This is a genomic window from Sorangium sp. So ce693 (assembly GCF_051521375.1).
Classification (GTDB): Bacteria; Myxococcota_A; Polyangia; order Polyangiales; family Polyangiaceae; genus Sorangium; species Sorangium atrum.
Genome location: NZ_CP150347.1, coordinates 2,491,694 through 2,513,054, shown reverse-complemented (window position 1 = coordinate 2,513,054; position 21,361 = coordinate 2,491,694). Strand labels below are relative to the sequence as shown.

Here is a 21,361-nt window from a genome sequence, read left to right as displayed (position 1 = left end):
ACGTCACGACCGCCGGACGCCCCGAGCCCGCGCGAGCTCCGCTCTTCCCATCCAGCGCGACAAGGCGCCTCAACCAGGAGTCGGCGCAGGGACGGATTCCTGGACGGCGCGGCGGATCCTGGACCAGAGCCGCTGAGCTCTCCGCGCTCGCCTTGGGTTCCGCAGGGCAGCCCGGATGGCCCTGAGGGAGACCGCGGGAGGCGGCGCCTTGCTGCTCAGCGCGGCGTCGAGGTAGCGGGCAAGGAACTCCGTCAAGGCGACGGCGGTGACCGCATTGGAGAAGAGACCGGCGACCGGGACGAGGCCGAGCGTGAAGTTGGCGAAGAGCCTCACGGCCGCTCCACCCCAGATGATCTTGCTCACCTGCAGCCACGGAGCCCTGCGGAGCGGCACGCCCCGGCGCCGGGTCAGCGACACGGAGAAGTAGTAATGAATGGGAACCACGATCAACTCATCTGCGCCGGGAATGGGCTGAGTGACGAAGCTGATCACTGCAGTGACGGCAGAATACTTGTTGGTCAGCCGGCGGATCGTCAGTTCCATGGGTCGTATATACGGCGTGGAGCCAGCCGCCGGGAGGCCGAGACAAGCATGTTGACGAGGGTGCCGCGCGCGCAGCCGAGGGCGGATCGCGCTCGGCCTGGACGAAGCATGGGAGTCTCCGCGTTCGTCGGTGTCCTGCGGGCCCTGGAGATCGCTGCGGGAGAGAGAGAGGGAGATCTCCAAAGCACGTTGGAGCGGCCCGCAGAGTGGAGCCCGGGCATGGGAAAGACCATTTCCCGCGCCTCCGCGGCCCTCGCGGGGCGCCGGCGCTACGGATCGAGCCCTTCCCTGCACGCGACCCGGAGCTCCCCGAGCGCGGCGACGAGCGACTCCCGCTCGCTCTGCCATGCGGGCGACGGGGCCTCGGCGTCACGCCGGCGGAGGTGCTCGCGGGCCTCGTCCCAGAGCGGGCGCGGCGGCACGAGCGGCGGCACCCGCGCGCGTACGGCGTCCGTCAGGCGCAGCACGCGCTCGACGCGGGACAGCGCCTCGCCGAGCGGCACCTCGCCCGACTTGCAGCGCCGGAGCAGGCCGCACTCGTAGCTGCTGCACACGGAGAAGCGCATCTCGTAGACGGTGCACTTCCGATCGAGATGGCAGGGGCACGGCAGGCTGAAGGCGTCGTGGTACCGATTGCAAGCGAGCGGCAGGCGCAGCTTCTCGGCCCGCGGGAGCTCGTGCTCCTCGAGCGGCGCGACGTCGAAGAGCAGCCCCGTGCAGCAGAGGCCGCACGCGGTGCAGAGGTCCGAGCCATCCGGCCGCGCCTCGGGGGCCTCGTTCGCTGGGGGAGAGCTCACCCGCGTCGATTGGCACGCGCGTGGCCGCGCGTCGAGGCGCGAAGCGGGCGGGCGACGGGCGCGTGTCGGACGAGCGCTCAGGGCGCGGCGTCGTCGAGCACGATCTCGCGCAGGTGGTCGAGCCCGACCGACCCGGAGCCGATCACCCTGGCGTGAAACGCCTTCAGATCGAACGCCTCGCCCTGGCGGCGCTTCAGCGTGTCGCGCAGCTCCAGGACGACCCGCTCGCCGACCTTGTAGGAGATCGCCTGCCCCGGCCAGCCCAGGTAGCGCGTCGCCTCGCTGTGCGCGTGATCCAGCGGGAGGAAGGCCCGGCGCTGGAGGTACTCGACGGCGATCTCGTAGCGCCAGGGCTCCCCGGCGTGGAGCGGCGCGTCCCGGGGGATCGGCAGCTCCAGGTGCATGCCGATGTCGAGGACGACGCGGTAGGCGCGCGTCAGCTTGCCCGAGAGCATCCCGAGCACGTAATCGGGGCGCTCGAAATAGCCGAGCTCGTACATGAGCTGCTCGGCGTAGAGGGCCCACCCCTCGGCGTGGCCGGAGTTCGTCACCAGGAAGCGATGGAGTCGGCTCAGCCGGTCATCGAGGTGCACCTGGAGCCCGCACTGCAGGTGGTGGCCGGGAAAGCCCTCGTGGTACGCCGTGGTGATCTCCTCGTAGAGCGGGAACGCCTGCTTCGTGCCGGGCGCATACCAGACGGTGCCGGGCCGCTTGAAGCCGTCGCTCGGGGGCACGTAGTAGGCGCCGAGCGCGCCGCCCGGCGGAGCGAGCTTCACCTCGATGTGGCGGATGGGCGCCGGGATGTCGAAATGGACGCCGTCGAGCTCGGCGAGCGCCTTTCGCTGGCGCTCGGACATGATGCGGAGGAACTCGTCGGCGCTCGGCGCGCACCGGGCGGGGTCGGTCATGAGCAGATCGATCACCTCGGGCAGCGACGCGCCGGGGAGGATCTCGCCGGCGAGGCGCGCCATCTGGGCCTCGATGGCGTGCACCTCGGACCACCCCCAGGCATAGGTCTCGATCGGGTCGATGCTCGCGCCGAGGAAGCGGCGCGAGAGGCGCAGGTAGCGCTCCTTTCCCACGGCGTCCGCGGCGCGCGCGCTCGGCAGGTACGTCTGCTCCAGGTAGCCGGCGAGCGCGCCGAACGCGGCGCGCGCCCGCTCGACGCCGTCGGCGACGCGTGCGCGGCCGGCGGCGACACGCGCGCGACCTGCGTCCGCGCCGCGACCCGACGCCTCGTAGGCGGCCGGCAGGGTGAGGAAGAACGACGCGTCGCCCGCCTGGTAACGCGCCTGCTCGATCACGGCGCACACCTGGCGACGCGCGACGACCTGGCCCGTCCGGCGCCCCTCCTCGAGCGACGCGCGGTAGCTGTCGCACGCGCGCGGCAGGCCCTCCAGGCGCGACGCGATGGCCTCCCAGCCGGCGGCGCTGTGGACATCCATCAGGTCGAAGACCATCCGGAGGTGCTGGAACGCCGACTCGATGTTGTTGAGATCGCGCAGGTGCTCGCCGTGACGGAAATCGTCGAGCCGCTCGTCCAGGTGATCCGCCATGACACGGCGTGCGAGGCGACACCACCGCGCCTCCGCCCCGGGGCGCGGCGGCGGCAGCGAGCGGAGCCGCTCCTGGAAGGACGCGACCGTGGAGGCCCACGACGCGGCGCCGCTCGGGCTCCAGTCGTTCCAGGCGCCTTCGTCGCAGAGGATGCCCGCGAGGGTGGCATGGGCAGGACAGCGGGCAGCGAAGGCTTCGACGAACTCGTCGCTGAGGGCGAAGATCGGATCGCGCGCGTCGTGGTCGTGGCTCACCGCGACAGCATATGCGGCCACGACCGGATTTTCTCCGGGCGCGCGAGACGATCCGTCGGGTCTTCGTTACGCTTGCTGGAGGGAGGTCGCTCACGCGGCGGCCTCGGGGAGCGACATGAACCACCGCAGCCTGCCAGGCGAGCTCCATGACGACGACCAGCGCTCCTGCGCGGCTCCTCCATCGCGCCTCCAGTCCCCGCGGCGGCCCGTCTGGCCGCGCGCCTCGGCGCTCCTCGCCGCGGCGGCGCTCGCGGCGCTCGGCTGCGCCGCGACCTCGGCCGACCAGCCGGCGCTCTCGGCGTCACAGCCCGCCGCGATGACGCCAGCGCAGATCGCCGCGCGCGCCATGCCGGCGGTCGTCACGATCCGCGGCGACGGCTCGCTCGGGGCGGGCTTCCTGGTCCGCGAGGACGGCTGGATCGCGACGAATTTCCACGTCGTCGCCGGGATGCCGGACCTCAAGGTGGTCCTCGCGGATCAGAGCGAGCACCCGGTGCTCGAGGTGCTCGCGTTCGACGAGGCCCGGGATCTCGCGATCGTCCGGATCCACGCGCCGCGGAGGCTCCCGCTGCTCTCCCTCGGCAACAGCGGCGCGGTCCGCCCCGGCGATCCGGTCGTCGCGATCGGCCATCCGCTCGGCCTCGCGGACACCGTGTCGAACGGCCTCGTGAGCGCGGTGCGCGTCGTGGATCCGGAGCTGACGCTGCTGCAGATCTCCGCGCCGATCGCGCCGGGCTCCTCGGGCGGCCCGCTGTTCAACGATCACGGCGAGGTGATCGGCGTCGCCGCGGCGGTCTCGACGCAGGGGCAGAACCTCAACTTCGGCGTGCCCGCCGACTACCTCAAGCTGCTGCTCGTGCGCCCCGATCCCGTCCCGCTCTCGACGTTCGCGGCCGAGACGGCCGACGAGGAGCGAGGGCTGCCGGCGGTCAAGCGATCGGTGCCTCACCACGCGCTCGCGATCCTCCGCGGATGCACCGAGGGGGATCTGCTCGTGCTGGCGCGGACGATGGACGGCGCGATCCAGGTCGGCTCACCCCTCTACAACCAGGGGGATTTCGCGTCTTGCTATCACGTCTACGCGGGCGCCTCGCTCGACATGGAGCGCCGGCTCGGCCCCGCGTGCAAGGGCCCCAGGAACGCGCTCGTCGAGGGCCGGCGCAAGGCGGCCGGGCTCGACGACGAGGCCGCCCAGGCCTGGGCGATGCGCGACGCGTTCGACGGGCTGCTCGAGGTGATCCTGCGAAAGGTCCACGGCGAGGCGCAGTGAGCGGCGCCTCGCCGCGGTAGCGAAGGGGGCCGGGCGCGGCGCGCCGCGGCCCCGGAGGGCGGCCGGGGTACCGCTAGTCGAGCTGCGCCGGCGCCGGCCGGCCCGCATCGTGCCCGACGGCGGCGCGCACCGCGGCGCCGCGATGCCCGGCCGCGACGACCCCATCCGCCGGAGCGGCGCCGTCCTCCCCCGTCCCGCGCGGCGCTCCCTGGTCGTCGCTGCCCCGCATGAAGGGCAGGATCCGCATGAGCCACGACGAGACGTCGTCGAACAGCGAGTAGGCGACAGGGGTCGCGAGCAGCGTCAGGAGGAGCGCCAGCGTCTGCCCGCCGATGATCACGAAGCCGGTCGCGCGGTTCGTGCCCGAGCCCGCGCCGCTCGAGACGACGAGCGGGATCATGCCGGCGACGAACGCGAGCGTGGTCATCAGGATCGGCCGGAGCCTGTCGCGGTTCGCCTCCAGGATGGCCTGCGCCCGCGGCAAGCCGTGCTCGCGCAGCTTGATCGTGTGATCGATCTGGAGGATCGAGTTCTTCTTCACGACGCCGAACAGCACGACGATGCCGAGCAGCGAGAAGATGTTGAGCGACTGCCGGAAGATGATGACCGCGATGAACGCGAACGGCACCGTCAGCGGCAGCGACAGGAGGATCGTGATCGGGTGCAGCCACGACTCGAACTGCGCCGCGAGCACGAGGTACATGAAGACCAGCGACAGGAGGAGGGCGACGAGGAAGCTCTTCATCATCTTGACGAGCTCCTTCGACGCGCCGACGGGGCCAGCGGAGTAGCCGGACGCGAGGTTCATCTGCGACACGGCCTTGTCGAGCTCCTGGATGACCGTCTGCTGCGAGTACCCCGCCTCGAGGTTGGCGGTCAGCATGACCTGCCGCTGACGGTTGTACCGCTCGATGCGCGACGGGCCCGTCCCCTCGGAGAACGACACCACGTTGTCGAGCGTCACGGCGCCGAGCTTGGTCGACGGCACCGTGATCTTCGCGAGGCCCTCCTTGTCGGAGCGGAAGCTCGGCAGCGCGCGCGCGCGCACCTCGTACTGCTCCCCGCCTTCGTTGTAGGTCGACACCTTGTACCCGCCGACCAGGAGCCGAAGGGTGCTGGCCACGTCGCCGACCTGAACGCCGAGATCGGCGGCCTTCTTGCGGTCGATGACCACGCGGATCTCCGGCTTGCCCACGAGCAGCGAGGTGTCCGGATCGACGACGCCCGGGATCGCCTTGAGCTTCTGCAGCAGCGCGTCGGAGTAGTGGCCGATCTTCTGGAGGTCGGGGCCCTGGACCTGGTAGGCGATCTGGGTGCTCTGGCCGCCGGAGAAGGCGGGCACGACGCCGATGTTCGCCCGCAGCTTCTCCGCGTCGAACTGCGGCTTGAGCTCTCGCCGGGCGCGATCGATGAGATCCTGCTGCGACAGCGCGCGCTGATCCGCCGGCTTGAGCTTCACGTAGATGGTGGCGAGGTTCGGCGTCTTCTGCGGGTCGTCGCCGATCGTCGTCAGCGTGTAGAGCACGCCGGGGAGCTTCTCGATGTCCGACGCGATCCGCGTGGCGATGACGCGGGTCCCGTCGAGGCTCACGCCCTCGGGCGCGCGCATGCTGACCTGGAACTGCGACTCGTCCTCGACCGGGAGGAAGTTGAACTTGGCCATCTTCCCCAGCACCGGGATCGAGACGAGCGCCAGGAGCGAGGCGAGCACGATCACCCAGCGGTGCGCCATCGACCAGCGGAGGATCGCCATGTAGCCGCGCTCGATCGGCCCGTAAAAGCGCGACTCCTTGGAGCTGCCGGCGTCGTGCTTCGCCGGCTTCTTCAACCATCGCGCCGACAGCATGGGCGTCAGCGTGAAGCTCACGATCAGCGAGACCAGGATCGAGAACGCCATGGTGAGGCCGAACGAGTTCAGGAAGCGGCCGACGATGCCGCTCATGAACGCGACCGGGAGGAACACGGCGACCAGCGAGAGCGTCGTCGCGAGCACCGCGGGCCCGATCTCCTTCGTGCCCTGGAGCGCCGCCTCCCACGGGCTCACGCCCTTCTCCTCGATCCAGCGGTAGCAGTTCTCGAGGACGACGATCGCGTCGTCGATCACGATGCCGACCGCCAGCGTCAGCGCGAGGAGCGTGATCCCGTTGAGCGTGAAGCCCGCCACCTTCATCAGGGCGAACGTGGAGATGATGCTCGTCGGGATGGCGATCGCCGAGATGAGCGTGCTCCGGGCGTTCGCGAGGAAGATCGCGACGATGATCGCGGCGAGCAGCGCGCCGAGCACGAGGTGCTCCTTGACGGCGTGGACCGAGTTCTTGATGAACTCCGACTGATCGCGGGCGACGGCGATGTGGTACCCCTCGGGGAGGCGCTTCTCCACCTCGCTGATCCGCGCCTTCAGCCCGTCGATGACCTCGACGGTGTTCGTCCCGCTCTGCTTGCGGATGCTGAGGAGCACGGCGGGATCGAGGCCGCGGAAGCCCGCGGACTCCGGCTCCGCCATGCCGTCCTGGACCTCCGCGACGTCGCCGAGCCGGACGGAGTAGCCGTCGCGGTTCGCGAGCACGATGTCCGCCATCTGCTGGACCGACTGCACGCGGCCGCGCGTCCGCAGGGTGAGCGCCCTGCCCCCTTGCTCGATCCGGCCGGCAGGGATCTCGACGTTCTGGCTCGCCAGCGCCTGGGCCACCACGCCGCCGGTCAGGGAGTACTTCTCGAGCTTCTCCGGGTTGATCCAGATGTTGATCTGCCGGCTCCGGCCGCCGATGAGCAGCACCTGTCCGACCCCGGCGAGCGACTCCAGCTCGCGCCGGAGCGTCTTGTCGGCGAACTCCGTCACCGCGCGGACGTCCGCCTTCGGAGACGAGACGGCGAGCGTGAGGATCGGCGCGGCGTCCGGATCCAGCTTGCCGACCACCGGCGGATCGATCCCCTCCGGCAGATCCGCGAGGATGCCTTCGACCTTGTCGCGCACCTCCTGCGCGGCGACGTCGACGTCCTTCTCGAGCTGGAAGGAGATCATGACCTGGCTGAGCCCCTCGACCGAGGCGGAGCGCAGCTCGTCGATGCCGCTGATCGTGTTGACCGCCGACTCGATCTTGTCGGAAATCTCGGTCTCCACCTCCTCGGGCGCGGCGCCGGGGAGGACGGTCGTCACGACGATGAACGGGAACTCCACCTTGGGGAACCGGTCCACGCCGAGGCCGAAGTAGGAGAACGCCCCGAGCACCGTCAGGAGCAGGACGATCACCGAGGCGAAAACCGGCCTACGGATGCAGATTGCCGCGAGCCATTGCATGGTCGCTACCTTTCTTCAGTAATGAGGCGCGCGTGCGCTCGGCTCACTGCGCCGCCGCGACCTCGATGCCATCCGCCAGCTCGTTCACCTTGTCGATCGCGACTTCCTCCCCCTCGGAGAGCGGACCGACGACCTCGACGAAGCCTTCGATCTTGCGGCCGGGCTTGACGAGCCGCTCCGTCACGCGATCGCCCGACTTCACGAACACGCGCGCGCTCGTCCCGGAGGTGCCGACCGCCGACTCGGGGACGAGGATCGCCGTTCTTGACTCGCCGGTCAGCGTCAGCTCCCCCTGCGCGAAGAGGCCAGGGCGGAGCTTGCCCTCGCTGTTGTCGAACTCGGCCTCCACGGGCAGGGTGCGCGACGAGGCCTTCAGGCTCGCGCCGATCCGCTTGACGACGCCCGGGAACAGGCGACCGGGGAAGGAGGCGACCGAGACGCTGACCGGCTTGCCCACCTCGATGTTCGCGATGTCCGCCTCGGGCACGTCGATCCGCAGCCGCAGCGGGTTGTCGCGGACCACGACCGCCACGACGCGGCCCGGGCTCGCGTACTCGCCGACGCTGATCCGCTTCTCGGCGACGGCGCCGTCGAAGGGCGCCCGCACCGTCGTGTCGGACACCGCCTTCGAGGCGAGCCCCGCCTGCGCCTGCGCGGACGTGAGCGACGCGACGGTCGCGCGGATGCCGTTGACAGCGGCCTCGTACTGCGCAGTCGCGTTCTGGGCCTGCGTGCGCGCCGCGTCCCAGGTCGACTGGGGGACGGCGCCCTGGTCGTAGAGCTGCTTCACGCGCTCGGCCTCGGACTTCGCGAGCTCCATGCTCTGCTTCGCGGCCCGGACCTCGGGGACCTGGTCGGGATCGATCCCCTTCGGCGACGCGCCGTCCTGCAGCGCGAGCTTGGCCCGCGCCTGCGCGACGGCCGCGGACGCGGCCTGCGACTGGAGGGCGACGTTGCGCGCGTCGAGCACGACGAGCGGATCGCCCTTCTTGACCCGGGAGCCCACGTCGATCGCGACGCTCACGACCAAGCCGCCGACCTGCGTCGCCGCCTCGCTCGTCTCGTCGGCGACCAGGGTGCCGCTGATGTCGAGCGTCTGCGCGAGCGGGCGCGCGGTCACCTTCCCGAAGTGCACCGCGGGCTTCTGGCGTGGCGCGGCGGTGTCGCGCGCCGGCGACGGCTGCGCGTCCGCCTCGGGGCGCTTACAGGCCGTCAACGTAGGCACCGCGAGCGCAGCGAGCAGCGCCGCGACGAGGGCGGCGCGGGAGTGATTCGATGCGGCGCTACGAGCGCCGAGAGCCCATCGAGCGATATGGCGCTCGGGTCCGCAAGGAGGATGTGTCATGGGGAGTCCGCCCGGTTCTTTGCCAGCGCCTGCCGGTGCGGTCCAGGAGCAAAGCTGGCGGGCAACACACTAGGGTGCTGACCGGCCGGTCATCAAGGGGGTGTTCCGGACAAGGTCTCCGTCCCTCTCGCACTTCATGCCGCCATGGCCGCGAAAAACGTGCTGGGAGATGTGCGCCGGGTCGCGCGGCCGGCGGCCGGCCATGAAACAGACGGGTGAATCGCGGGTCACGCTCCCGAAAAGAGGCGCCGGAGCACGGCCGCGGAGCGCACACGCCCTCCCATCGAGTCGACCGCCGCGGCGCGGAGGGTCGGCGTTCATGTGAAATACCGTCACAGAATATTTTAACGTAAGTAGATTCTCTATCAGCGGAAAGAAATCTTCTGCTCGTGGAGCGCGGGAGAGCCGGAGGCGAGCGGCGCGGAGAAACGCCGGCTCAGCGCCACGGGTCGAAGGCGCCTCGGAGCGCAGGGCCCGAGAGCTCTGCGAGGAAAGGGTCGAGCGCGCAAAGCGCATCGAGCCAGGCCACGTCGGAGGGCGAGGGCGTGGGCTGCTGGGCCAGGCACGCGAGCCGGCGGGCGCGGGTCGCGTGGGTGTGGACGCGCGCCTCGGCATAGGGAGCCATCTCCCCGGCCGACATCATGAAGGCCCAGTCGCTCGATTGAAGGAGGAGGAGCTCCCGGATCGCCTGGTCCAGCGCGCGGCCGGGCAGCCCGCCCGCGTGGCGGCAACGCGAGAGCGCGCCCAGCACGGCGCGCTCGGCGTGGTGCACGTGGCGCCACAGGGACGCCGCGCTCGGGCCCGTCCAGAAGGCGCCGAACCCGCCTTCGCCCCACGTCGAGGCGGCAGGCTCCACGACCTCGACGGGCGGATGGCGCTCCAGGTACGCACCGAGCGCGATCGGGACGGCGCAATCCGAGGCCGCGAGCAGGCGCAGGGCGTGCTCGAGGAACTCGGGCCCTTCGAGCCACCAGTGGCCGAAGAGCTCGGCGTCGTACGGGGCCACCAAGATGGGCGGCGGGGCGCTCACGCCGCGGCTCGACGCGAGCGCGGCCTCGCGGCGGGCCACGAAGTCCGCGGCGTGCGCGCGCGCCTGCGCGGAGGCGCGGGCCGGGTCGTACGGGGCCTTGTCGGGGCCGGGCCCGGTCACGCGATGGAGCTTGAGGCCGGTCATGAGCCGGGCGCCGTCGGGACCGAGCTCGCCTTCGAGCTCGCGCTCGGGCAGGTCGAGCCCGACGTCGCGGTAGAACTCGCGGTAGACGGGGTGGCCCGGATAGCCGGCGTCGCGCGACCAGACCTCGCGCGCGCTGTCGCGATCGCGCCCGAAGCACGCGAGGCCTGCAGGCGAGAGCACCGGGACGGAGGCGCCGGCGGACGCAGGCGGCGCGGCGAGCGTGAGCGCGTGGGCGTCGAGCACGGTGAAGCGGACGCCCGCCGCCGCGAGATCGGCGTCGAGGCGGGGGGCGTAAGCGCACTCGGGCAGCCAGAGGCCGCGAGGCTCGGGCGCGCCGGTGAAGGCCGCGAAGGCGCGGCGGCCGAGCCGTAGCTGCGCCCGGATCGACGCCGGCGTGGCGAGCAGCCCGGGCAGGTACGCGTGCGTCGCCGCCGTGGTGAGGAGCTCGACGCGGCCCGCCCCGGCGTGGCGCACCAGGGCGCCCGGGACATCGCCGCCCAGCGCCTCCCAGGAGCTCGCCGCGTCCGCGAGCCGCGCGCGGTAGAACGCGGCGGCCTCGGCGAAGCCGCTCCCGGCGAAGCGGGCCTCGACCCGGGCCGCAAGCGCGGTGAGCCGGCGGAGGTGGTCCTCGAACCGGCGAAGGAGCAGCTCGTCGCGCAGCATCGCGAGGAGCGACGGCGAGACGGAGAGGGTCAGCGGGGCGACGACGCGATCGGCGGCGAGGCGATCGAGGACCCCGAGCAGGGGGAGATAACACTCCCAGAGCGCCTCGAAGAACCAGCGCTCCTCCAGAGAGCGGACGTGCTCCGGGTGACGCACGTACGGCAGGTGAGCGTGGAGGACGAGGGCGACGTAGCCCGGCATGGAGCGCTGGGCGGCGGGAAACCGCCGGCGGGCAGTCGTCTCGCACGGTCACGCCCGCGCGGGAAGCGTGCAGCGAAGGCGCTCCCGTCATGGGCAGCGCGCAAGGCGCGGGCCGACGGGCTCCGCCTCGAGGCGCCGGCGCGCCGAGCGCTGGCGATCACATCGCCAGGTGACCGTTCAACCCGGCGTGGTACGGAGATCCCTTATCGATTCCATTCTAGAAATGTCCTGGACGCGGCAGCCTTCCAATCGAGTTACGCGCCTCAACCCTTCTTGAGCTCCGCCCCGAGGTCCGCGCCGAGGCGCTCGGCTTCGTGCGTGTTTCCGGGCCAAGACAGGCGCCTTTCTGCCCTTCGCAACCGGGAGCCGTCGGGCTCGGCAAGGAGCGCCCGCAGCCACAGCGCGTCGCCGTCCCGCACCGCATAGGCGGCCACCGGCGTCCGGCAACTGCCCTCCACCGCGGCCATCACGGCTCGCTCGGCGGAGACGCAGGTCGTTGTCTCGGCGTGCGCGAGCGTCGCCAGGACGTCGCGCACGCCGGCGTCCGCCGTGCGGCACTCGATGCCGAGCGCGCCCTGTCCGATCGCGGGCAACGACACCTCGGGCGACAGCACCTCCGTGGCGCGGCCTTCGAGGCCGAGCCGCTTCAGGCCGGCGAGCGCCAGCACCACCGCGTCGAACACGCCGTCGAACACCTTGCGGAGCCGGGTGTCGACGTTGCCACGGACCGGCTCGATCACGAGATCCGGGCGCGCCTCGCGCAGCGCGACCGCCCGGCGGAGGCTCGAGGTCCCGACCCGGGCGCCCGCCGGCAGCTCCGCGAGCAAGGCGCCGCTCCGGGTGACGAGCGCGTCGCGCGGGTCCTCCCGCACGGGGATGCAGGCGAGGCACAGCGCCGGGGCGATCTCGGCGGGGACATCCTTGATCGAGTGGACCGCGAAGTCGGCGCGCCGGTCGAGGAGCGCCTCTTCGAGCTCCTTGATGAACAGCCCCTTGCCGCCGATGTCCTGGAGCGAGCGATCCTGCGTCCTGTCGCCCGAGGTCACCACCTCGAGCTCGCGCAGGGAGAGATCGGGCACCGCCGCTTCGAGGGAACGAGCGAAGGCGCGGGACTGGGCGAGGGCGAGCGCCGAGCGGCGCGTCGCGAGGGTGAGCTCCGTGGGCATCACGCTCCCTTTAGCCCAGCTGCGCTCACGGCCGCGGCTGGATTCGCGACGGCCATGACGCCCGCCTCGGCGGGCTGGGGGCGCCCGCTGGGCTGCCGCGCGTAAACGCCGTTGTCCTCCGCAGCCTGGGGGCGCGGATCGGCGAGCCGGGGCGAGGCGCCGCCCCGAGCGCCGGAGGCGGGAGGCGCTGCCCCGCGCGCGGACCGAGGCGTGGGAGGCCCATCCACCACGCCGCGCAGCTCCCCCTCGGCGAGCGCCGAGGCGACGGCATTTTCGGCCGGCGCGCCGTCGATGTCGAACAGCTCCCGGAGCGAGTCGACGTGCTCGGCGACGCGGGGATCGCTGGCCATCGCGCGGAGCCGGGTGGTGGGCACGTGGAGCAGCTTGTTCGTGGCGGCGTCGATCATCATCGCGAGGGCCTGGCGCTCGGCCGCGCCGAGGTGCCGGAGCTTGCCAGAGAGGCTGCGCTCGACCTCGGCCGCGAGGATGGATCGCGTGCGGGCCCGCAAGCCCACGATCGTGGGCGTCAGGGCGCGCTCGAGCGTCCACGCCTCGAAGGCCTGCGCCTCGTCCGCGACGATCGCCTCGGCCCGCGCCGCCTCGGCGGCGCGCCCCTCGACGGACTGCGCCACGATCTGCGAGAGGTCGTCGACGTCGTAGAGGTACACGCTGTCGAGCTTGTTGACGGCGGGGTCGATGTCACGCGGGACGGCGATGTCGATGAGAAACAGGCTCCTGCCCTTCCTGGCCTTGCGGGCTCGGCGGACGAGGTCGGGCGTGACCACGTAATTGGGGCTCGAGGTCGACGAGATCACGATGTCGGCGTCGATGACGGAGCGCTCGAGGTCGGCCCAGGGGCGAGGCTCGCCGCCGACCTCGCGGGCGAGCGCGGCGGCGCGGTCCGGGCTGCGGTTGACCACGATGAGGCGGGCGCCGGCGCGGACGAGGAGCTTCGAGGCGGCCTCGGCCATGTCGCCGGCGCCGATGAGCAGCGCCGTGTGACCGGCGAGATCGGCGAAGATCTGGCGGGCGAGATCGATGGCGACGCTGGAGACCGAGACCTGCCCGGCGCCGATCGCCGTCTCCGTGCGCACGCGCTTGCCGACCTTGATGGCGCGGTGAGCCGCGCGGCCGAGCCGGACGCCGAGGGTCTTCGCCCCGCGGGCCGCCTCGATGGCCTCCTTCATCTGTCCGAGGATCTGCGGCTCGCCGACGACCATCGAGTCGAGCGACGCGGCGACGCGGAAGAGGTGGAGGACAGCGTCGCTCCCGACGCGGCCCGCGAGGTGGCCGCGGACGGCGTCTCCGCCGAGGCCGACGAGGGTCGCGACGGCGGCGCGCAGCGCCTCGTTGTCGCGCGAGAGCTCGTCGTCCGAAGGCGGCGGAACGCTCCCGGGGCGGGACGGCGCGAGCGCTTGCTGGCGGGGAGAGGCGTAGATCTCGACGCGGTTGCAGGTGGAGAGGACGAGCGCCTCGCCGATGGCGGGGTGAGCCGTGAGGCGCGCGAGCACCTCGGGAAGCCGATCCCGCCCGATCGCGAGCCGCTCGCGGACGTCGATGGGCGCGGTCTTGTGGGAGAGCCCGACGAAGATCACCTGCGCTAGCCTCCGAGCCCCGCGGCGGGACGGACGAGATAGATGACGAGCACCGCCCCGGCGCAGGCGAGCCCCGCGATGGTGCCGTACGCCGCGCGACGGCCGCGCCAGCCAGCGGCGGCGCGCAAGAGCAGCACGAGCGCGATGAGGAGCCACGTGGCGTAGCCGAAGATGGCGCGCATCACCTCCTCGGTGTTGCCCATCTCGAGCCGGTGCGCCCAGTACGTCCCCGTGACGATGCCGAGCGTCAGCAAGGGGAAGCCGGCGCTCAGGAAGAGGTGGACCGCGCGGTCGAGCGTGTCGAGCGGCGGGAGGTTGCCCATGCGCTCCACGTGCCGCTTCTGCTTGAGCCGCTTCTCCTGGACGAGGTAGAGCGCGGCAGAGGCGCCGGCGAGCAGAAAGAGGGCGATCCCGAGCAGGTTGGCCATGATGTGGGCCGCGATGAACAGCGGGCTGAACTTCGGCTCGGGGTGCGGCTTTCCGAGGAAGAACGTGCCGAGCAGGAAGGCGAGCCCAAGCGGCCCGATGAGGAGCCCGAGCGCGTCGACGCGGAAGCGACGGCGGGCGACGAGGTAAACGCCGATCGCGAGGAGGGACGCGACCGAGAGCATGAAATGAACCGAGTGGACCGGGCAGACCCGCGCGACGAAGCTGGCGAGCGTGACGTAGGTCGCGTGCCCGAGGGCGCCCAGGCCGAGCAGCAGGGGCGCGTGCCGCGAGGCGGGGGCGGCAAGGGCAGCGCTCGGCCGAGCGCCTGGTTCGTGGACGCGCGCCCCCGCGCCGAAGAGGCCCGCGAGGTCGCCCGCGGAGGGGAGCCGCGCGCGGCTGCGGGCGACGTCGAGGAAGAAGAGCGCGCTGGCAGCGCTGTAGAACAGCAGGGCGAGCGCGAAGCTGATCCCGGAGATGACCTCGGGCATGGCCCCCGTTATAGCCTGCCTCACCGGGGATGGCCCGCCGGCCGCAGCGGTGGGGGCGTACTCTCGTAGGCCCAGGCCCGACAGCACGGAAGCGCCGGGAGAGGCGGGCGCGGCGCGCCGGCGAAGGCGCCGAAGCAACCGGGCGGGGCGCCGCTACAGGTTGCTGGTGAGGAACGCGGCCAGGAGCTCTTCGTCGCTCGTCGGGCTGCTGCTGGTCGCGGTCCCCGCCGGCGCGGCCTTGCGGTGCTCGGCGAACGTGCCCACCGGGGCGCCGATGAACCCCGGGATCACGTCGTAGGCGTTGTCGCCGATGATCATGGACCCCTCGAGGATCTCCGCGCCGAGCTCCCGCAGGAACGCGCGCGTCTTGACCCTTCCGAGGACCTCGTGAATGTCCGCGGAGCCTGTCACCTCGCGGAGCACGCGGATCGCCTCGATGATCTTGTAGCGGCGGCCCTCGGTCTTGATCAGAAGCTCGTCGTTGTTCAGATCGACGCGGTCGCTCGCGATCCAGTCGTCGAGCGCGGCCTGCGGAAAGAACACGCGGTTCTTCATCTCCCGCAGTCTACTCAAAAATGAGCCGGAGCGGTTGGGCCGCGATGCCGGCGGCCAGGGGTGGGCCCGGGCCGACGCGCCTCAGGCCGCAGGCGTCTCAGGCCGCAGGCGCTTCAGGCCGCAGGCGCTTCAGGCCGCAGGCGCTTCAGGCCGCAGGGGGTACCCCGGGCGGAGGCACCGAGTCTCGCCGCAGACCGCGGAGCCGCGCAGGCAGGTGCCAGAGCGACTCGAAGATCCCGAGCAGCACGTAGAAGCCGAGCAACCACACGAGCACGAACGCAGGCTGCAGCTGCGTCGAGATCACCGCGCTCGACCCGACAGCGAACGCCACGAAGAGCACCGTCCGGACGTTGAGCCGGAGATCCTTGAAAGAGCGGAACCGGATGGTCGAGACCATCAGCAGCGACAGGATCGTCGTCGTGGCGAGGATCGCCGACGCGTAGCGCTCGCCGCCGATCTCGCCGGCGGCCGCGTGGTTCGCGACCACGATCGAGACCAGGATGCCCGCCGCGCCCGGGATCGGGAGGCCGACGATGTACTTCGAAGGCTTCGTGGGCTTGCCCGCCTCACCCATGGAGAGGACGTTGAAGCGCGCCAGCCGGACCGCGCCGCACGCGGTGAAGAAGAACGACACGAGCAGCCCCGCGAGATCGAAGCGGTGCAGCGTCCACTGATACACGAGCATCGACGGCGCCACGCCGAACGAGACGATATCCGCCAGCGAGTCGATCTGCAGGCCGAAGGCGCTCTGGGTCTTCGTCATCCGCGCGACACGCCCGTCGAGGGTGTCGAAGAACATCGCGAAGACGATCAGCAGCGCGGCGCGGTAGAAATCATCTTCCGACTGCGCGGTCGCGGAGCGCCGGATCGAGTCGAATCCACAGAAGATCGATGAGAGCGTGATCAGGTTCGGAAGCAGGAACAGCGTCTTCCTGAGCTCGAACCGCCGTCGCTTCCGGATCATGCCGCCTCCCGTTTAGGCAGGCCAGGCTATCGCCGCAGGGACCGCGAACGCAAGCGCCGAAGCGCACACGCGAGTCGCTAGAAGGTTACCGCGAGCCAGGATCCGGGATCGTTTCATCTCACCGTCGACTTCGTTTCATCGGTCGTTTTTCCGCCGTCGCTCAACGCGCGAGCCGCGCCATGCCCGGCTCACTCCATACCGCCTCCGGGACCTCCGCGCCGGGATCGAAGCGGCACACCATCGGGCGGAGCTCGACGGCCGGGCCGCTCGCTCCGCCCGCAGCAGCAGCCGAGCCCGCCGCCGCCCGGAACAACCACGACTGGGCGAGATCGCCTGGGATGATCGCGGACCGAGGAGCCCGCCCGATCGCTCGCGCGTCCCAGCCCGCGACGCACGGCGCCGCAGGCGTGCCGTGGAGCACCAGGGTGGAGGTCAGGAGCACAGTGACCTCGGGCGGGCCCGAGGGACCAGCGGCGTCGACGACGATCACCGGGTGGCGTGTGCCCGGGAACAAGGCCGTGCTGCCGAGGAAGAACGGCGCCTCCTGGCGCGCGCTCGCCGCGCGTTCGGCGGCGGAGCAGGGGCGCGGCGCGTCTCCGAGGTCGAACGGCGTCGGCAGCGGCTGCGCGGGGCCGAGCGTGCCATCCGCGCGGAACGCCTGGAAGATCGACCACGCGACCGCGTGCCCGGGATCGGCGACCAGCGTCGTCACGCCGATCGACCGTCCAGCGTAGGTCCAGTCGGTGTGCACGATCCGATCGCGATCCGCCGGCGGAGCGACCGAGACGGCGTCGACCGCCCACTCGGCGCCCGGGCCCGGCGCGGCGGGCGCGCCGGCGGGAGGCGCCGGGCGGTGGGCGAGCAGCATCCCGATCATCGGGCCGTTCGACGCCTGCCGGACCATCCCCACGCCGACGGGCTGGCCGTCCGCCAGGACCGCGTCGGCGCGCACGTCGAGGCTGCCGTGAAGGCCCGACGCGGGCCAGGACGGGAAGTCGAAGCGCTGAAGCTTCCCCGGCGGCTCGTAGAAGAACGTGAGCGCCGAGTGAGCGCTGGCGGAGTGCGGCCTCACGAAGAGCCCGCGCATCGAGACCGACAGGAGCGCGGGATCGAAGAAGTCGTCGGGGGGCGGCGCGCGGCGCGAGGCGGCGCCTGCCGGGCCCGCCTGCGGCCGGGCGCCCGCGCGCGGCTTTCGCGCGGCGTCGGGGATGACCTTCACGTCGCCGAGCTCGAACGGACCGGCGTCGGGGATCGTGCCGCGGCCCGAGGTGCCATCCAGGAAGTTCTCCCAGGCGACCTCGACGTTGCGCATCGGGGCCCCCGGCATCGCCGCGCCGCCCGGGATCCGCAGGCGCGCCACGGCGTAGCCCTCCATCTGGGAGGTGACGTTGGTCGCGACCCGCGCTCGCCCGAGCCCCGCCGGCACCGCGGGCAGCAGCGATCGCGTGACGACCCGCGCCTCCCCGGCGCCGGACTCGGGGAGCATCGCGGAGACGACGTCGACGGCGCCGCTCGGGGCGCGCGTGAGCAACGACCACACCGACCGGCCGCGCAAGAGCTCGTCGCCGTCGGGCAGGCCGAGGCCGCTCGAGTCGACATGGTCGACGCGCGTCCACTTCGAGGACGGCAGCGTCTCGCAGACGATGGGCGTGCGCGCGGAAGGCTGCGCGCGCGGGGCCGGATCCGGCGCGCGCGGCAGCGCGCCGTCGGCCTGGCCGCCCCAGCCGACGCGGGTCGCCGCGTCGCCGAAGAGGCAGCCGCTGGCGCCGCACGCGATGGCGAGCTGGGCCTGGGAGAGCTCGCGCGACAGGGCCGGCATCTCCGGGAGCTCCGCCCAGCTCACGCCGCCGTCGAGCGACTCCCAGAGCGCCGCGACGTCATCGCCGCCCTCTCTCACGCGCGGCGCGAGCGCCAGCACACGCCGCCCGAAGCCGGCGAGCGCCGCGCTCTCCGCCGGCGGGGTCGTCGCCGTGAGCACCCGGCCGTCCTCGTCGGCGGTCAGGTACGTGAGCGAGCCGCGCTCCGAGAGCAGCAGGCCGACGGCGCCGTCTTCCGCCGCGCGCAGCGCGCTCTCCTCGACGATCTCGAACCCCTCCGGCGATCGACCGTCGCCCGGCCCGCCCTCGGCGTCCTCGTCCTCGCCCTCGTCGCCGTCGCCCCGCGGCGCCGGCGGCGCGGCGGTCGCGTCGAGCGGCCGCGGCGCGAAGGTCTCGCCGCCGTCGTGCGAGACGAACAGCGCGAGGCGCTCGTCCTTGCCGCGGTAGCCGAGGAAATACGCGGAGCGCCCGTCCGCCGAGAACGCGGGCAGCGCGGCGGGGGCGCTGAGCGTGGGGGCCGCCGCGAGGACGAGCGCGGCGCGATCCTCCTCGTGGGCGCCGTCGTGGGTCAGGAGGAGCGGCGCGGTCGGCTTGCAGCTGTCCGCGCCGTCGCTCGTCTTGCAGACGCCGGTCAGGAGCGCCGCGCCCTCGGGCGCCACGGCGACGCCGACCTGGTCGATGTCGGGCGTCTCCAGCGTGGCGACCGGCGACCACGCGCCGCCGCCATCGTCGCTGCGGAGCACCCGCGCCGCGACGCGATCGCCGTCCGGCTCGGCGCACACGGCGACGACGCGCCGGCCGTTCGCGCCGAGCTTGATGCTCCCGCAGTCGCCGGTGCCCGGCAGGGCCGCTTCCTTGAGCGGCCCCTCGATGGGGCCGCTCGCGAAGAGCCACGGCGCGCCGGCGTCTTCCGGGCGCACCGCCTCGACGTAGCGATCGCCGCTCACCGCCGCCCGCCCGAGCGACACAGCGGACGCGGACGGGGCGCGCGGGATCGTCACGTCGAGCTCGACGTCCGTCCGCGGGAGCGTCGCCGCGCTGCGGGAGAACGCGGGCGTGCGCCGTGGGTCCCAGGTCGCCGACGCGAGGAGCCCCTCGGCGAGGAGCTCGCCCCCGAGGGTGCCGACCCGCGAGAGGCCCATCGTCGGGAGCGGCGCGCGCGCCCAGGTGCCCCCGCCGTCCTCGCTGGCGAACAGCGCCTCCGGCAGCGCGAGCACGAGCGCGCGGCCGCCGTCGGCCATGGCGACGCCGAAGGCGCGCGGCTGGGCCCCGCCCTGCCCCGCGGCGCCGTCGAGCAGGACCGGCTTCCAGCCGAGCTCCTCGCGCCACCGGAGCAGCCCGCCGCCCCGGGTCACCCCGATCAGCGAGCCGCCGGCGCCCGCGACCTGCAGGAGCGGCTCGGGCGGAGAGAGCGCCCGCGTGAGCTGGCCGAGCGGCGAGGAGGCCTCGTAGATCGCGCCGCTCGCGCCGACGAACATCCACGAGGCCGGCGAGCGCCGCACGATCGCGGTGAGCTCCTCGGGCGCGGGCGAGGCGCTCGTCCTGCCCTGACCGGCGCAGCGCTCGGCCTGCGCAGCGGGCCCGGCGGCGCTCGGCGGCGGCGAGGACGTCCGAGGATCGGGCGTCACCGTCCATCGCTGCCCTCCCTGGGCGACAACGACGCAGCCGGCACCGGCGAACGGCGCCCACGCGACCGCGGCGTCGGGCGCCGCCGGGTGGTAGCTCCAGCGCGCCGGCGAGGTGTAGGCCGCGCCCGCGGCGTCCGTCGAGGGGAGGGCGGCCGCGGCAGGGCGGGGCGGCTGCGCCGGAGCGCCCGAGCAGCCCGCGAGCGCGCACGCCGACGCGAGCGCGATCGGCGCGCGGGTCCGCGACGGCGGCGCGGTCATTCGACCCAGCGGGCGACGAACAGGTTGGTCTCGCCGGGCTTCGCGCCGTACCGGTTCGAGGCGAAGACGACGTGCTCGCCGGTCGGCGAGAACATCGGGAAGCTGTCGAAGCCCTCGTAGAAGGTCACGCGCTCGACGGGCGGCACGCCGTCCGCCGTCGGGGGCGCGTCGGAGTCGACGAGGTAGAGGTCGAAGTTGGGCATGCCCCGGGCGCCCACCGGGGTGCTGAAATCCGAGGCGAAGAGGATCCGCCGCGAGTCCGGGAGGAAGTAGGGCGCGAAGTTGGCGCGGCCGTTCCTCGTCACCGGGCGCGGGTTCTGCCCGTCGGCGCTCGCGACGAAGATCTCGAGCGCGCTGGGGCGCACGAGCCCCTTGGCGAGCAACGCGCGGTAGTCGTCGAGCGCCGCTCCGGTGGGGCGGCTCGCCCGCCAGACCAGCTTGGTCGCGTCGGGGGAGAAGAAGGCGCCGCCGTCGTAGCCGGGCGTGCTCGTGATGCGCTTGACGTCCGAGCCGTCGAGCTTCGCGGTGTAGAGGTCGATGTCCCCGTCGCGCGTGCTCGTGAACACGAGGCGCGAGCCGTCGAACGCGACGGTCGCCTCGGCGTCGTAGCCCTTGCCCTGGATGAGGGGGCGGAGATCCGAGCCGTCGGCGTTCGCTGTGTAGATGTCGAACTCGTCGAGCGGCCACACGTACCCCTGCGAGTGGTCGGGCTTCGGCGGGCACGCCTCGCCGGCGGCGTGCGTGGACGCGAAGAGGACGCGCGCCTGGGCAGGGGCCGCGGGCGCAGGGAAGAGGAAGTAGCCGCAGGTGGTCTTGCCCTGGCCGTTCGAGACCCGGCGCACCTCGCCGCTCTCCAGATCCATGATGTACTGCTGGTCGCAGCTGTTCCCGTCGCGGGTCGACTGGAACACGACCTTCCTGCCGTCGGGCGACCAGTAGGCCTCGGCGTTCTCGCCGCCGAAGGTGAGCTGGCGGAGCTCGGCGAAGTGCTTCTCGCGCGGATCGGCGGCGACGCTCTTGCCGGCGCGGACGCGGAAGGGAAGCCACTCTGGCTTCGCCGTGGTCGTCGCCTCCGGGATCTGACCGAGCGGCTCCTTCGGTCGGGGTTCCGAGGAGGCGCAGGCGGCGAGCAGCAGGCAGGCGAGCGGGGCAGGCAGCCTTCGTTTCATGGCGGCGCGACCATAGTACGAAAGCGGCGAGCCGTCGCGGGGAGGCGGCCGCAGCGCGTCAGCCCGTGGCAAGGCGCGGGCGGCGAACCGTGCGGTGGCGCGGTCGAGGGGCCGGCTCGGCTGCTGCTGCCGGAAAATCACGCGTTGACGAACGCACCCGAGAGGAGCCCGTGGCGGTCGCGCTGGCCAC

14 protein-coding genes are annotated in these 21,361 nt (G+C 72.5%); 1 reads left to right on the top strand and 13 read right to left on the bottom strand.

Translation table 11 applies throughout. The features are described from left to right. Positions 1-69: 69 nt before the first annotated feature. The 3 genes from WMF14_RS09585 to WMF14_RS09575 all read right to left on the bottom strand — a co-directional run bounded on the left by WMF14_RS09585 (position 70) and on the right by WMF14_RS09575 (position 3,172). Positions 70-543 (bottom strand): hypothetical protein, encoded by a 474-nt coding sequence (locus WMF14_RS09585; RefSeq protein WP_437800270.1) that lies wholly within the window; start codon positions 541-543, stop codon positions 70-72. A 269-nt stretch (positions 544-812) separates the two neighbouring features. Continuing rightward, complete coding sequence (locus WMF14_RS09580; RefSeq protein WP_272101320.1) at positions 813-1,340, bottom strand: hypothetical protein; 528 nt, start codon at positions 1,338-1,340, stop codon at positions 813-815. Positions 1,341-1,417: 77 nt separating this feature from the next. After that, on the bottom strand, positions 1,418-3,172 hold the full coding sequence (locus tag WMF14_RS09575) for a DUF885 domain-containing protein (RefSeq protein ID WP_437800268.1): 1,755 nt from the start codon (positions 3,170-3,172) through the stop codon (positions 1,418-1,420). Between the two features lie 94 nt (positions 3,173-3,266). On the opposite strand from WMF14_RS09575, the gene WMF14_RS09570 reads away from it, so the two are divergent. Beyond that, positions 3,267-4,421 carry a S1C family serine protease gene (locus WMF14_RS09570; protein ID WP_437800266.1) on the top strand — a complete coding sequence of 385 codons (1,155 nt, stop codon included), beginning with the start codon at positions 3,267-3,269 and terminating at the stop codon, positions 4,419-4,421. A 73-nt stretch (positions 4,422-4,494) separates the two neighbouring features. Here WMF14_RS09570 and WMF14_RS09565 read toward each other — a convergent pair whose 3' ends face one another. From WMF14_RS09565 to WMF14_RS09520, 10 genes are all read right to left on the bottom strand, one after another. Then, entirely contained in the window at positions 4,495-7,719 is a 3,225-nt protein-coding gene (locus WMF14_RS09565; RefSeq protein WP_437800264.1) for an efflux RND transporter permease subunit, read from the bottom strand. A 43-nt stretch (positions 7,720-7,762) separates the two neighbouring features. Beyond that, a complete protein-coding gene (locus WMF14_RS09560; RefSeq protein WP_437800262.1) occupies positions 7,763-8,944 on the bottom strand; it encodes an efflux RND transporter periplasmic adaptor subunit in 1,182 nt (393 codons plus the stop codon). Positions 8,945-9,500: 556 nt separating this feature from the next. Then, entirely contained in the window at positions 9,501-11,102 is a 1,602-nt protein-coding gene (locus WMF14_RS09555) for a glycoside hydrolase family 57 protein (protein ID WP_437800260.1), read from the bottom strand. 263 nt (positions 11,103-11,365) lie between these two features. Beyond that, entirely contained in the window at positions 11,366-12,271 is a 906-nt protein-coding gene (gene hemC, locus WMF14_RS09550) for a hydroxymethylbilane synthase (protein ID WP_437800258.1), read from the bottom strand. Next, positions 12,268-13,863 (bottom strand): glutamyl-tRNA reductase, encoded by a 1,596-nt coding sequence (gene hemA / locus WMF14_RS09545; protein WP_437800256.1) that lies wholly within the window; start codon positions 13,861-13,863, stop codon positions 12,268-12,270. The genes hemC and hemA overlap by 4 nt, the downstream gene beginning before the upstream one ends. Positions 13,864-13,868: 5 nt before the next feature. Beyond that, positions 13,869-14,780, bottom strand: a complete 912-nt coding sequence (locus tag WMF14_RS09540) for a cytochrome C assembly family protein (RefSeq protein ID WP_437800254.1) — start codon at positions 14,778-14,780, stop codon at positions 13,869-13,871. 153 nt (positions 14,781-14,933) lie between these two features. Next, positions 14,934-15,335, bottom strand: coding sequence for a hypothetical protein (locus WMF14_RS09535; RefSeq protein WP_272101311.1), 402 nt, complete (start codon positions 15,333-15,335; stop codon positions 14,934-14,936). Positions 15,336-15,480: 145 nt separating this feature from the next. Next, positions 15,481-16,299 carry a CDP-diacylglycerol--serine O-phosphatidyltransferase gene (pssA, locus tag WMF14_RS09530; RefSeq protein WP_437328406.1) on the bottom strand — a complete coding sequence of 273 codons (819 nt, stop codon included), beginning with the start codon at positions 16,297-16,299 and terminating at the stop codon, positions 15,481-15,483. Between the two features lie 160 nt (positions 16,300-16,459). Beyond that, positions 16,460-20,002, bottom strand: a complete 3,543-nt coding sequence (locus tag WMF14_RS09525) for a hypothetical protein (RefSeq protein ID WP_437800252.1) — start codon at positions 20,000-20,002, stop codon at positions 16,460-16,462. After that, complete coding sequence (locus tag WMF14_RS09520; RefSeq protein ID WP_272101308.1) at positions 19,999-21,171, bottom strand: hypothetical protein; 1,173 nt, start codon at positions 21,169-21,171, stop codon at positions 19,999-20,001. Before WMF14_RS09520 ends, WMF14_RS09525 begins: the two co-directional genes overlap by 4 nt. Positions 21,172-21,361: the final 190 nt, after the last annotated feature.

Bases quoted from the DNA above. Each gene is read 5' to 3' on its own strand.
- WMF14_RS09585 (WP_437800270.1), bottom strand. From the start codon at position 543: ATGGAACTGACGATCCGCCGGCTGACCAACAAGTATTCTGCCGTCACT.
- WMF14_RS09570 (WP_437800266.1), top strand. From the start codon at position 3,267: ATGAACCACCGCAGCCTGCCAGGCGAGCTCCATGACGACGACCAGCGC.
- WMF14_RS09565 (WP_437800264.1), bottom strand. From the start codon at position 7,719: ATGCAATGGCTCGCGGCAATCTGCATCCGTAGGCCGGTTTTCGCCTCG.
- WMF14_RS09555 (WP_437800260.1), bottom strand. From the start codon at position 11,102: ATGCCGGGCTACGTCGCCCTCGTCCTCCACGCTCACCTGCCGTACGTG.
- WMF14_RS09540 (WP_437800254.1), bottom strand. From the start codon at position 14,780: ATGCCCGAGGTCATCTCCGGGATCAGCTTCGCGCTCGCCCTGCTGTTC.
- WMF14_RS09535 (WP_272101311.1), bottom strand. From the start codon at position 15,335: ATGAAGAACCGCGTGTTCTTTCCGCAGGCCGCGCTCGACGACTGGATC.
- pssA (WP_437328406.1), bottom strand. From the start codon at position 16,299: ATGATCCGGAAGCGACGGCGGTTCGAGCTCAGGAAGACGCTGTTCCTG.
- WMF14_RS09525 (WP_437800252.1), bottom strand. From the start codon at position 20,002: ATGACCGCGCCGCCGTCGCGGACCCGCGCGCCGATCGCGCTCGCGTCG.
- WMF14_RS09520 (WP_272101308.1), bottom strand. From the start codon at position 21,171: ATGAAACGAAGGCTGCCTGCCCCGCTCGCCTGCCTGCTGCTCGCCGCC.